This is a genomic window from Brucella sp. RRSP16 (genome assembly GCF_052246815.1).
GTDB lineage: Bacteria > Pseudomonadota > Alphaproteobacteria > Rhizobiales > Rhizobiaceae > Brucella > Brucella intermedia.
Genome location: NZ_JBQQAM010000011.1, coordinates 169,184 through 181,495 on the forward strand (window position 1 = coordinate 169,184; position 12,312 = coordinate 181,495).

The window sequence follows — 12,312 nt, forward strand, 5'->3', positions numbered from 1 at the left end:
TGTCAGAAATGGCTCACAAGGATACGCCCTACTGGTGGGAGGCCGCCCCGCCGCGAAGCGTCGGACAACGTGCCATCGAGCCGGACTGCGATGTGGCCATCGTTGGCGCCGGTTATGCGGGCCTTTGCGCTGCACTTTATCTGGCGAGAGCCGGGCGCAAGGTTCAGGTTTTCGAGCGGGAACAACTTGGCTTTGGTGCTTCCAGTCGTAACGGCGGGTTTACCAGTGGCAATATTCGTCCCGATGACAAGACGCTGATCCGCAAATTCGGTATGGAACGGGCGGCAAAGATTGCTTCTGAAGGCCATGAAGCGCGTCGCTTCATGATCGATTTTCTGGCCAATGAAGGCGTTGACGCGGATTTCAAGCTTGTGGGTCGATTCAGCGGTGCGATGACGGGCGCAGAATATGATGCCATGGCGCGAAGCGCTGAAGCTATCCAGCGAGCAACCGGTGTCGAATCCTACGCGGTTCCTCTTAGCGAGGTCCACCGGCATATCGCGACTGACCTCTATGCGGGCGGCAGTGTTCGTATGGATATTGGTGGCCTGCATCCCGCAAAGTTTCATGCAGAACTGGTACGGCTGGTCGTTGCTGAGGGAGTATTGATCCACAGCGAATGTCGCGTGGAAGGCATCGACCAAGCAGCTGATAGGAAAACGGTAGTAACCGCACGCGGTCGTGCCCGGGCGCGCGATGCCCTTGTTTGCACGAACGGATATACCGATCATTCGGACCGCTGGCTGCGTCAGCGACTGGTGCCATTGCGTTCCCGAATAATCGCAACCGAGGATCTGGGCGAGGAACGTGTAAGCGCGTTGGTGCCAGGATTGAAAATGCTCACCGACACCCGGGCGATGACCTACTATTTCCGCCCGTCGCCGGATGGGCGACGCATCTTGTTTGGTGGTCGGGATGTTACGAGCCGCGGCGATCCGGATAGCGCTACGCAACGTAACTATACGGAAATGTGCAAGGTTTTTCCGCAACTGGAAGGTGTCGGTATTTCGCATAGCTGGTTCGGCTATGTAGCCATGAACAGGGACATGGTTCCGCGAATTTTTCAGCGCGGGGCAGTGCATTATGCAACAGGATTCTGTGGCTCGGGTGTTGTCTGGGCACCATGGCTCGGCTTCAAGGTCGCGCAGAAAATACTGGGGGTGCCGAACAGCGAAAGCAGTTTCGATTTTCGCGCGCCGCAGTTTGTGCCGACCTGGCGCGGAAAAGCCTGGTTCATGCCGCTGGTTTTTGCCGACCTTGAACGAAAGGATCGCAAGTTGGAAGCAACAGCATCCAATGAACGGGCGTTGAGAAACAGTGCCAGCTTCCAGGGTGAACGCAATTGAGAAGCTGCACCGTGAACGCTGGTCACAACAAATTTCACTTTATCAAACGTGGTTTCACGACCGGCGTTTCGAATAGAAAACTTATCGCTGCATTTAGGAAGGAGAATGCCATGCGTCTCAAGAAAATTTTTGGTTTGGCAGCTACGGCGATCATCATGTGGGGCGCAATGCCTGCCTTGGCTCAGGAAGCGGTCAAAGTAGGTTCGTCTCCCACCGGTTTGCCGTTTACCTTTGTGAACACGGAAACCAAGGCCATGGATGGCGTGTTGATCGATGTGGTCAAGGCCATCGAACCCGATATCGGTATCAAGGCGGAATTCGAGGCCGTACAGTTTTCGGCGCTCGTGCCGTCGCTCACCGCGAACAAGATCGATATGATTGCTTCGGCAATGTTCATCACTGAAGAGCGCGCAAAAATCGTGGACTTTTCCGATCCGGTCTATGGCTATGGTGAAGGCGTTTTCGTGCCGGTTTCCGATGATACGGCCTACAAGACCTATGCGGATCTCAAGGGTAAGACCGTCGGCGTACAGGTGGGAACCACCTTCGTTGATCTGTTCAGGAAGAGCGGCCTGTTCAGTGATGTCAAGGTCTACAAAGGCATTCCCGATATCATTGCTGACGTGAATGCCGGGCGCATCGATGCCGGCTTCGGGGATGGACCAATGGCTGCCTACTACCTCTCGCAGGGCCGCTACCCCAAGGTGAAGATGGTCGAGAGCTATGAAGCGTCGGCCGGGGGCGAGTTCGGTCTGGCCCTCCGCAAAGGCGACGAACGTATGCCCAAAATCAATGCAGCCATCGCCCGCATCAAGTCGGACGGCACGCTTCAGAAAATTCTTGCCAAATACGGACTGAAATAATTCCGGTGTGAGCATGGGGATTGATCCCCATGCTCACAATTCAGGTGTGCTCCACGCGCGTCCAAGCAGAAGCTCTTTGTGCTTTTCGGCCTGCGCCCGAAACGGGGCTTACCGGCCGCAGCGCCTCATCCACGTTTGATCGCGCCAAATAAATAGAGTTAAAGTCAATGCAAAACTTCCTTATGGACATCCGCGAGTTCTTCCCGATCTTGCTGGAAGGCGTGAAATATACACTCCTCGTGACGCTGGGCTCACTTGTCCTTTCGACCCTTCTGGGGCTTGTCTGGGCGCTGATGCGGGTGTCGGGAATCGGCTGGCTGTCGGCTGTTGCCGGAGCTATCGTCAATGTGATCCGTGGCATTCCTATCCTGGTGCAGCTCTTCTATATCTACTTCGTTCTACCGGAATTCGGCATTGCGCTTTCCGCTCTTCAGGCCGGTATCATAGGCCTCGGAATTGCCTATTCGGCCTACCAGGCAGAGAATTTCCGTGCCGGCATCGAGGCCATCGATCACGGGCAGACAGAAGCCGCGCAATCCATCGGTATGGGCTGGTTCATGACGATGCGCCGCGTGATCCTGCCGCAAGCCGTTCGAGTGATCCTGCCGCCCTATGGCAACATAATGGTCATGCTCTTGAAGGACAGTTCGCAGGCGTCTGCCATCACGGTTGCCGAACTGACCCTGCAAGGCCAGCTGCTCGCTGCTTCGACCTTCAAGAATATGAGCGTCTATACGCTGGTTGCCATGTTCTATCTCTGCCTGAGCTTGCCGCTGATGATGGCTGTCGGGCGTCTTGAAAAGCTCTTTGGTAAAAGAAACGGACATTGATCATGGCGATGATTGAAATAAAGAACGTCACCAAATCCTATGGTCCGCTTCAGGTCCTCAAAGGCATCAGCGCTGACGTGCAGAAGGGTGAAGTCGTTTGTCTGATTGGCCCTTCTGGGTCGGGAAAGTCGACGATGCTGCGCTGCCTGAACGGGCTCGAAACCTATCAGGGTGGCGACATTTTGATCGAAGGTCAGCGGGTTGACGCGCAGGATCGATCGATCCGCGATCTCCGCACGCGGATGGCGATGGTTTTCCAGCGGTTCAACCTGTTTCCACATCGCACGGCCCTCGAAAATGTCGTTGAAGGACCGGTTTACGTCAAAGGCGAAAACCCAAGTGAAGCTCGTAAATACGGCCAACACCTGCTTCAGCGCGTAGGTCTAGGAGACCGGGCCGACCATTACCCGGGCCAGCTTTCCGGCGGTCAGATGCAGCGTGTTGCGATTGCCCGTGCCTTAGCAATGCGCCCGCAGGCGATCCTGTTCGATGAGCCGACGTCAGCGCTCGATCCTGAACTGGTGGGCGATGTGCTCGATGTCATGCGCAGCCTTGCTGACGAGGGGCTCACCATGTTGGTCGTAACGCACGAAATGGGCTTCGCCCGCGACGTGGCTGATCGGGTACTTTTCCTTGATGGCGGCGTCATCGTGGAACAGGGCAAGGCAAAGGAAGTGCTCGGCGCGCCACAGCATCCGCGTACGCAGGACTTCCTGCGCCGCGTTCTTAATCATTGATTTATATGGATGCGCGACGCGGGTTGCGTGTCGCGCAAGGGGAGGCGTTATGGCTTTCTATTGTTCCCTCGATCCGGCCCGCGCCGGAGTAATCCGCGGGGTATTTGCGCGCGAATTGCCGGAAGTGGAGTTCCTCTCAGGGGAGTTGGATGCCGATGCTTCGGCAAGGGTGCGTCATTTGCTATGCTGGCAGGTTCCTGACAGGCTGCAGGATCGGTTCCCTGCGCTTGAGATTATTTTCTCAAGCGGGGCGGGTGTAGAGCAATTTCTCCAGGCGGAGATCCCTGCTCATATCCGCATCGTCCGCATGACCGAGCCGGGTCTTGCCCGTATGATGCAGGAATACGTGACACTCGCCGTGCTGGCTCTATTCCGACAATTGCCCGCTTATCTGGAACACAGTCGTAGGGAGATCTGGCAGACGTTGCCCCAGCCAAGCGCCCGCTGCCGTCGGGTAGGTGTAATGGGGCTTGGATATCTGGGGCAGGCTGCGTTGTCGGCCCTCAAGCCTTTCGGCTTCCCTCTGTCCGGCTGGAGCCGAAGCGAGAAGAATGTCGAGGGCGTACGTTGTTTCTCCGGGGCAGAAGGGTTTAGGACATTCGTTGCGCAAACAGACATTCTGGTCTGTCTGCTACCGCTCACGGCAGAGACGGAAGGCTTGATCAATGCCCAATTTTTGGCCTGCTTGCCCACAGGGGCAAGCGTAGTTCTGGTCGGTCGCGGGCCGCAGACGGATTACGACGCGCTTCTTGCAGCGCTCGATAGCGGCCAGCTTTCCTCCGCCTTCATTGATGTAACAGCACCGGAACCGCTCCCCTCCGGACATCCACTCTGGGCTCATCCAAAGGTGATCGTTACCCCGCATATCGCTTGCATGACTGACAGCCAAGGCGCGGCAGACGTACTGGTTGAAAACCTCAAGCGGCTGCATAGAGACGAAGCGCTTATTGGAGAGATCGACCGCAGGCGAGGATATTGAAGCATAGGATGCAGTGGTGTGACTGATTATTGGGCCTCATCCGTTGCCATAGGCTTAACGCATTTCCGGGAGAGGGTTGGAACTCATGCAACTGTGGGGCGGAAACTAATACTCGTGGACGAGGGATCCCGCTGTCGCCGATGATCCTCCCGAGGCCTGCGCTGCGCTTGCGATGGCGAGTCTAACCGCCCGCAGTGAGTCTTCCTGCAGCCGCGTGAGATGGTACGGCCTCGATCTCCGCTATGCGACCGGTGCCGCCACTCCCGAAAGCCGATGGGTCGCTTGACGAAAGGCACCGTTGCTTTTACTCCAGTTCAGGATGCTGGTTCACCAGGTCGCGGCGCCGCGCCTCCAGCTCCGCGAGCTGGGCACGGACCGCTTTGATCTCGGCGTCGATATCCTCGACGCGTTGCTCGATATGGTCATAAGCGTCCTGCAGCAGTTCCTTCGCCTCCGCATGGCTGGAAGCGTTGGGCGTATCGCCACGCAGCGGGCGGTTAGCTGTTTCCTTCATGATGAGTGCCGTTACAAACCCCACCACAGCCACGGCCATCAGATAGTAGGCCGGCATCATCAGGTTGTCGGTGCTTTCGACCAGCCAGGCGGCAAGCGTGGGAGTAAGGCCCGCCACGATGATCGATACGTTGAAAGCACTTGCAAGAGCGCTGTAGCGGATGCGTGTCGGAAACATGGCCGGCAGGGTGGATGCCATTACACCGGTAAGGAAATTAAGCAGCACCGCCAGAAGCAGCAGACCCAGGAAAATGAAACCGATATTGCCGCTGATGATGAGCCTGAAGGCGGGCAATGCCATAACGAACAGCCCGATGCTGCCCGCCATGATGAACGGCCTACGTCCCAAGCGGTCGCTCGCAAAACCCACGACCGGCTGCACGAACAACATACCGATCATCACCACAATGATGATGAGCACGCCGTGGTCCTCGGAATAATTCAGGTTGTGGGACAGATAGCTCGGCATATATGTAAGCAGCATGTAATAGGTGACATTGGTTACCAGCACGATGCCAATGCACACGACGAACGCGTGCCAAAATTTGCGCAGAATGACCCGGATGGAGATACGCGGTGGATTCTGGACTGCATCTCTGTCCTCCTGCTCCATCTTTTCCAGCTGTTCTTGGAACGCCGGCGTTCCTCCGCCGCGCGCGCAGATAAAGCCCCACTAAGCCAAGCGGGGCCGCAAGGAAAAATGGAAGGCGCCAGCCCCATTCCAGAAGACGTTCTTCGCCGAGAATAGTCGAAATCAGCACCACCACCCCCGCGCCAAGCACAAAGCCCGCTATGGAGCCGAAATCAAGCCAGCTTCCCAAAAACCCCCGTCGACGTCGGGCGCATATTCAGCGACATAAATGGCGGCACCGGTATATTCGCCGCCGACTGAAAAACCCTGCGCCAGCTTGCACAATAAAAGCAGAATCGGCGCCCAGATCCCGATCTGCGCGTAAGACGGAATGAGTCCAATGCAAAGCGTGCTGACGGCCATGATAACGATGGTAAGCGACAGCACTTTCTGACGACCAAATCGGTCGCCCATCACGCCGAAAAACACTCCACCCAACGGACGCACCAGGAAGGGCACCGAGAACGTGCCGAGCGCAGCAATCATCTGAAGGCCGGGCGAAGCGTCGGGAAAAAAGACCTGTCCGAGCGCATAGGCCACGAAGCCATAGACACCGAAATCGAACCATTCCATGGCGTTCCCGAGCGCGGCCGCCGTGATGGCTTTTTTCAGCTTGGCATTATCGATGATTGTCACGTCGCCGATCGCGAGCGAGCCGCTCGCGGCTGGCTCGGAAGGTACAGTGTCGGGACTGGCCATGGATACTCCTGCTCACCAACCGGTCGTCCAACGCCAGAGCGACGAGACGAAGCGAACGGCCTTTATCTGGAGTAAATGGGAGGCGAGGCTATCTCGTCAACAGTCTGCGTCAACAGGTGCCCGGCAAGCCGCACCGACCGAAGAACGCAGACTGAGCGCGCGCAATCCAAGCTATTGGTTGCGGCGGTTGTATTTCCTGAGGTTCCCCCGCTGATGGCCATGTGTGATCGCGAAGGACAGGTTGTCGTCGCGGTTCCCGCCGCCACCACGGCATTGACCACGCGAGCGCCGTCGCATGGATCAACGGGTCCCTCTCGTCGTTGGAAACGACTTTGGCTGTCGCATTCTTCTCGCGGCTGAAGCCCCTTCGTTGGCGGTGGAAAAGGCAATGAAGATATCGCCGCTGCCATTGCCACCAAAGCCACCCACGCGGCCGATACCGATCGGCACGGGCCGCGCAAGACGCTTCAATTGATGAAGCAGGAGCCGGGTATCGGTCCGCCGCTTGCCGAAATTGCTCTGCACAAGAACGCCCACCTTATAGCCGCCGGCTTCCTCCGGCAGTCTACGCCCGTGCGCCCCAAGAGTCCCCGAAAGCTGACATATACTGCGGAATGGCGGAGCGTCAGTCGAGCGCGCCCTAAAAGTTCGAATCCCGCCCGGCCTGCCAGTTTCGCCGATCACTGCCGATGGCCGCAACACTCAGCAAGTAACATCCACCCAGTCGATCGCCGCCGTTTCTACGGTAAGGTCTGACATCTCCCCCCCTGTCTACGGCAATGAATGATCTTATGGCTGACTCGCTATCTGTTGGTTTTCAAAAGCCCAGTTCGACCGCAGCATAAGCGGCAGCACTGGTTTATTTCGGTGAGCAGGATCGCGCGGCCAGCAATTATTGACATTGTCATTCAGCCAAATGATGTTCGCTTCGAAACTTTGCGTGCTGGTGGTCCAGGCGGTCAGCACCAGAACACAAGCGACAGTGCCGTACGTGTTGTTCATATTCCAACGGGCATCCAACTGATCGCGCGCAATGAGCGATCTCAGCATAGAAACAAGGCAACGGCGCTGGAACGTCTGGAAATGGTCCTGAAACATCTGCAGGAAGACGAAATTGAAAATGCAGAGGCTGTCCGTCATCACGAAAACCGAAATATCGAGCGCGGAAACGAAGTGAAGACATTTCGTTTCTGATCGACATAAATGAATGGCCCGGATATCCGGGCCATTCATTTATTCGGGCTTCTTTAGCGCTTTTTCTTGTTACGCCAGGGTGCGTTCTTCTGCAGCCGCTGGCCATGATCGAGCCATAGAGAATGACCTTATCGACATTCTCGGCCAGTCCGTATTCACCTCTCTGCGCCTTGACCTGTGCGGCGTTCTTACAAGCGTCGGGAGTTCCAAGACATCAGCGTTACCGAAGAAACGAACGTCAATCCCGCTCGTTTCCTTTACCAGAATATCTGCGATGTTGTTGGACCTGCCGCGGTCCTTGACAGGCAACTTGGCTCGATTCGTTCTTTTTATGATTAGAGTTCTCCTCACGCCACCTAACGCACCGCGAGCCCAGGACTCACCCTCGCCTCGATCGTTGGGCCAATTTCTACTCGGCGTAACTCCGACTAATCAACGCGATAAATGCGTACACTTCGGCCTCGCTTTGCCGACAATGGTTTCGGACACGGCAAGGTACAATCTCGGATGTTACAATTGTTTGCTAGCGTATGCTTAGTTGGATAAACGAAGCCCATTTATCTGAATTCCCACGATCTCCTTAGCTAAGGTGATTTTGTCGTTTTCGGTTTCTGCGCTTCTCGGTTGATACCAAATGGACAACCAGTTGATCGCGCCGAGCACCGCCTTGGCAGCTATTGATATATCAACTTGCCGAATGCTGCCGTCCTCTATTCCATCGCGAATAGCCTGCTTGAATAAACCTTCGAAACGGCGCCGGATGGAAATAAGTTCGTTCAGTGTGCGGCGCTGATCTGGCGTGGTTGCTGCTAGCTTGTGCATATGGACGCCTTGCACCACGACGGCTTCGAAAGCGACGTTGGTCATCATGGCGAGCGCATGCGCCATGAGCATCTCCTCAAGTCGGTGCAGGCCCGAGCTGTTCATCGTCATGACCGGTTCGACAGCCTTGAACAGCCGATCCATACCTTCGCGATGCACGTCGAAAAACAAATCCGTCTTCGACGAGTAGTAGTGATAAATGCGCCCTTTGGTCGAACCCATCCTGCGCGCCACATCATCAATGCTTGTTGTGGCGAAGCCTTGCTCCATGAAGCACTGAGCGGCGGTTTCCAGGATTACGACATTCCCGGTACTGTCCGTTCGGTTATTACGGCGGCTTTCAGCCATCTGCTTCTCCGATTTATGCATAGGTAAGCGGCAGCTTAGCAAATTTCGATGTCAGAATGCCACTAGACAGAGCTACGTTCAAGTGCATACTACTCAGTATGTTGTTAAGTAATGGGCTACTGTCCATTTCTCGACGCTTGGAGGATGTAATTTGGAAACTAGCCCTAATTCTGTTGCGTGTGCACGCCCAGCAGACGCACAAAGCCAGCCCCTTTATTCGGACTGGATCAAGATCGATCAGCAGCTTGTGGATCGGTTTGCAGATGTGATTGACGATCATCAATTCATTCATACCGACCCGGCACGCGCAGCGGCGGAAAGTATTTTCGGCGGAACTATCGCCCACGGTTTTCTCCTGCTGGGTCTGTTGACCAAGCTCAGTCGCCAGGTATTGCCGGAGGTTGCAAGTGGCACGATTGAAGTCAACTATGGTTTCGACAAGGTTCGCTTCCTTTCACCAGTAAAGGTGGGAGCTTCCATTCGAGGTGTGTTCAGCTCCAAATCGGTTCAACCAAAGGGTAATGGTCAGCTCCAGTCCCTTGCAGCGACTATTGAAATCAAAGACGAAACCAAGCCAGCACTCGCCGCTGACTGGCTCATACTGACAGTAGGTTGAGGACCACATGGCTATTTCTTTCGAGAATCGTGTTGCAATCGTAACGGGTGCAGGCGGTGGACTTGGGCGTGCTTATGCCCTTGAGCTTGCAGGGCGCGGCGCAAAAGTCGTCGTGAACGATTTTGGCGGCAGCCGTGATGGCACCGGCGGCACCTCTGAAGCGGCGGAAAAGGTCGTTGCGGAGATACGCGCCAGGGGCGGCGTCGCCATTGCTGATGCGGGCAATGTCACGAAGTTGGAAGATATGCAGGCGCTGGCAAAGCGCACAGTCGAAGAATTCGGTCGCATCGATATTCTCATCAACAATGCCGGGATCTTGCGTGACAAGAGCTTCGCGAAAATGGAAATGGCTGATTTTCGCGCGGTGGTGGATGTGCATCTTATTGGCTCGGCCAACGCCAGCCGTGCCGTCTGGGACATTATGAAAGGCCAAAACTTTGGCCGCATCCTGATGACGACGTCCACGTCGGGCGTCTATGGCAATTTCGGCCAGTCCAATTATGGTGCGGCGAAGGCGGGGCTCGTCGGTCTGATGAATGTGTTGCATTTTGAGGGTGATAGATATGACATTCATGTCAATGCGATTGCCCCGACAGCGGCAACCCGTATGACAGGCGATGTGCTGGACGAGGAAATGCTGGTGCGTCTCGCACCCGAAAATGTGGTTCCTGCGGCTCTCTTCCTTGTCAGCGATCAGGCGCCAAGCCGCACCATGCTTCTGGCAGGCGCGGGCACTGTAGCCCGTATGGCGATTGTGGAAAGTGAAGGCGTTTATCTGCCGAAAAGTGAGCGGACGCCAGAAGCCGTTGCTGCTGCTTTCAAAAAGATCGGCGACATATCCAACTTTATCGAGACCGATGCCGGTTTGGCGCATGTTGATCGCATTATCGCGACCTCCCGCGCACATGAGGTCATCGAATGACGGCCTCAAAACCCCGCCCCAAGGCTGAACCACGGTCAGCCTATCGGGAGTTTTATCAGATGCAGACGCGTTGGAGCGACATGGACATTTATGGCCATGTCAACAACGTCGTCTATATGCAGTATTGCGATGCCGCACTGAACCGATCGCTTATTGCGGCGGGTGCACTGGATCTGCTTGGCTCCACGCCCATTGGTATCGTTGCGCGCAATTCGACGAATTATTTCGCCGAGATTTCCTACCCGGACAATGTCGCTGTTGGGGTTCGTGTCGAGCATATCGGCAATACCAGTCTGCTGTGGGGATTTGGCATTTTCAAGGATGGCGAAGAGCTGGCCGCAGCTAAAAGCGAATATGTGCATGTCTATGTCAACCGAGACACGCGACGCCCGGTTGCGCTGACCCCGGAGCTGAGACAATTGGCCGAAAGGCTTTACGTGCCCGCGTCAGCGGAGGAGATCTGATGAGAGAAGCTGTAATCGTATCAACTGCACGCACGCCGATTGGCAAAGCCTATCGCGGAGCCTTCAACGATACGACCGCGCCAACCCTGGCAGGCCACGCGATTGCCGCTGCAGTGGAGCGCGCCGGTATTGATAGCGCGGAAGTGGAGGATGTCGTCCTTGGTGCGGCACTTCAGCAAGGCTCGACCCACATGAATATCGCCCGTACATCCTTGTTGCGGGCTGGCCTTCCGGTTTCCGTTCCGGGCCAGTCTATGGATCGCCAATGCGCGTCCGGCCTGATGGCTATTGCCACAGCGGCCAAGCAGATTACCGCCGATGGTATGACGATTGCCATTGGCGGTGGCGTGGAGCAGATATCGCTGGTGCAAAACGAGCATATGAACGTCTATCGCTGGCGCGATCCGTGGCTGACGGAGCATCTGCCCGCCACCTATATGAGCATGATCGAAACAGCGGAGATCGTTTCGGCGCGTTATGGCATATCGCGTGAGGCGCAGGACGAATATGCGTTGCAATCGCAGCAGCGCACTGCCGCCGCGCAGGTCGCAGGTCGCCTTAACGCCGAGATCGTCCCGATCCGCTCCACCATGCTGGTCAAGGACAAGACCACCGGAGAAGTCTCCGCGAAAAACGTTGAGCTGGCTATGGACGAAGGCAATCGTTCCGAAACGACTCTGGAAGGCTTGCGCGGATTGAAGCCTGTCTTTTCCGATGGTCAGACGATAGCACAGGGTCACTTTATCACTGCTGGCAACGCCTCGCAATTATCGGACGGCGCCTCGGCATCGGTGCTGATGGAAGCGAAGGAGGCTGAAAAACGGGGGCTTTCGCCGCTCGGTATCTATCGCGGAATGGCTGTAGCCGGATGTGAACCGGACGAGATGGGTATCGGCCCTGTTTATGCCGTGCCGAAACTGCTCAAACAGCATGGCCTGACGGTCGATGATATCGATCTGTGGGAATTGAACGAAGCCTTTGCGGCGCAGGTGCTTTATTGCCGCGACAAGCTTGGCATCGATAATGAAAAGCTGAACGTGAGTGGCGGCGCTATTTCGATTGGCCATCCCTATGGAATGTCGGGCGCGCGAATGACCGGGCACGCCCTCATCGAAGGCAAACGGCGCAATGGACGCTATGTGGTGGTAACCATGTGCGTCGGCGGTGGCATGGGTGCTGCGGGCCTGTTTGAAATTTGTTGATGGAAACGAAAAAGGCCGGTGAAAACCGGCCTTATACATTTGAGGCCGGAACGGTAAACTTCGTTCCGGCCTCGTTTGTCATTGGGGTGAATGCAACACCGCACTGACGGCTGCAAAGAGGTTGGGTCATGCCCGGCAGGAACTTT

General features: G+C 56.1%; 12 protein-coding genes and 1 pseudogene. 10 read left to right on the plus strand and 3 right to left on the minus strand.

Going from position 1 to position 12,312, the window contains the following annotated elements:
• Positions 1–8: 8 nt before the first annotated feature.
• From ACS5UA_RS17950 to ACS5UA_RS17970, 5 genes are all read left to right on the plus strand, one after another.
• Positions 9–1,346, plus strand: coding sequence for an NAD(P)/FAD-dependent oxidoreductase (locus tag ACS5UA_RS17950; RefSeq protein ID WP_112702510.1), 1,338 nt, complete (start codon positions 9–11; stop codon positions 1,344–1,346).
• Between the two features lie 110 nt (positions 1,347–1,456).
• Positions 1,457–2,209, plus strand: coding sequence for an ABC transporter substrate-binding protein (locus ACS5UA_RS17955; RefSeq protein WP_006473186.1), 753 nt, complete (start codon positions 1,457–1,459; stop codon positions 2,207–2,209).
• Positions 2,210–2,376: 167 nt separating this feature from the next.
• The gene (locus tag ACS5UA_RS17960) at positions 2,377–3,039 is read left to right on the plus strand and encodes an amino acid ABC transporter permease (protein WP_006470016.1); all 663 of its coding nucleotides are present in this window, start codon (positions 2,377–2,379) and stop codon (positions 3,037–3,039) included.
• A gap of 8 nt (positions 3,040–3,047) precedes the next feature.
• Complete coding sequence (locus ACS5UA_RS17965; RefSeq protein WP_006473184.1) at positions 3,048–3,776, plus strand: amino acid ABC transporter ATP-binding protein; 729 nt, start codon at positions 3,048–3,050, stop codon at positions 3,774–3,776.
• A gap of 49 nt (positions 3,777–3,825) precedes the next feature.
• Positions 3,826–4,755 (plus strand): 2-hydroxyacid dehydrogenase, encoded by a 930-nt coding sequence (locus ACS5UA_RS17970; RefSeq protein WP_112702505.1) that lies wholly within the window; start codon positions 3,826–3,828, stop codon positions 4,753–4,755.
• 304 nt (positions 4,756–5,059) lie between these two features.
• Here the strand turns inward: ACS5UA_RS17970 and proP are convergent.
• Together proP and ACS5UA_RS17980 are read right to left on the minus strand one after the other, a co-directional pair.
• Positions 5,060–6,598, minus strand: a pseudogene (gene proP / locus ACS5UA_RS17975) (glycine betaine/L-proline transporter ProP).
• Between the two features lie 300 nt (positions 6,599–6,898).
• The gene (locus tag ACS5UA_RS17980; protein ID WP_081255592.1) at positions 6,899–7,300 is read right to left on the minus strand and encodes a P1 family peptidase; all 402 of its coding nucleotides are present in this window, start codon (positions 7,298–7,300) and stop codon (positions 6,899–6,901) included.
• An 81-nt stretch (positions 7,301–7,381) separates the two neighbouring features.
• Here ACS5UA_RS17980 and ACS5UA_RS17985 point away from each other — a divergent pair, with 81 nt between their 5' ends.
• Entirely contained in the window at positions 7,382–7,792 is a 411-nt protein-coding gene (locus ACS5UA_RS17985; protein WP_112702506.1) for a peptide chain release factor-like protein, read from the plus strand.
• A gap of 534 nt (positions 7,793–8,326) precedes the next feature.
• On the opposite strand, the gene ACS5UA_RS17990 is transcribed toward ACS5UA_RS17985, so the two are convergent.
• Positions 8,327–8,962, minus strand: coding sequence for a TetR/AcrR family transcriptional regulator (locus tag ACS5UA_RS17990; protein WP_006473182.1), 636 nt, complete (start codon positions 8,960–8,962; stop codon positions 8,327–8,329).
• A gap of 151 nt (positions 8,963–9,113) precedes the next feature.
• On the opposite strand from ACS5UA_RS17990, the gene ACS5UA_RS17995 reads away from it, so the two are divergent.
• Genes ACS5UA_RS17995 through ACS5UA_RS18010 form a run of 4 tightly spaced genes read left to right on the plus strand, consistent with a single transcriptional unit; the run spans position 9,114 to position 12,166 of the window.
• On the plus strand, positions 9,114–9,578 hold the full coding sequence (locus ACS5UA_RS17995; RefSeq protein ID WP_006470023.1) for a MaoC family dehydratase: 465 nt from the start codon (positions 9,114–9,116) through the stop codon (positions 9,576–9,578).
• 7 nt (positions 9,579–9,585) lie between these two features.
• Positions 9,586–10,500 carry an SDR family NAD(P)-dependent oxidoreductase gene (locus tag ACS5UA_RS18000; protein WP_006470024.1) on the plus strand — a complete coding sequence of 305 codons (915 nt, stop codon included), beginning with the start codon at positions 9,586–9,588 and terminating at the stop codon, positions 10,498–10,500.
• 59 nt (positions 10,501–10,559) lie between these two features.
• Complete coding sequence (locus ACS5UA_RS18005) at positions 10,560–10,964, plus strand: acyl-CoA thioesterase (RefSeq protein WP_006473181.1); 405 nt, start codon at positions 10,560–10,562, stop codon at positions 10,962–10,964.
• Entirely contained in the window at positions 10,964–12,166 is a 1,203-nt protein-coding gene (locus ACS5UA_RS18010) for an acetyl-CoA C-acyltransferase (protein ID WP_006470026.1), read from the plus strand. The genes ACS5UA_RS18005 and ACS5UA_RS18010 overlap by 1 nt, the downstream gene beginning before the upstream one ends.
• Positions 12,167–12,312 lie beyond the last annotated feature (146 nt).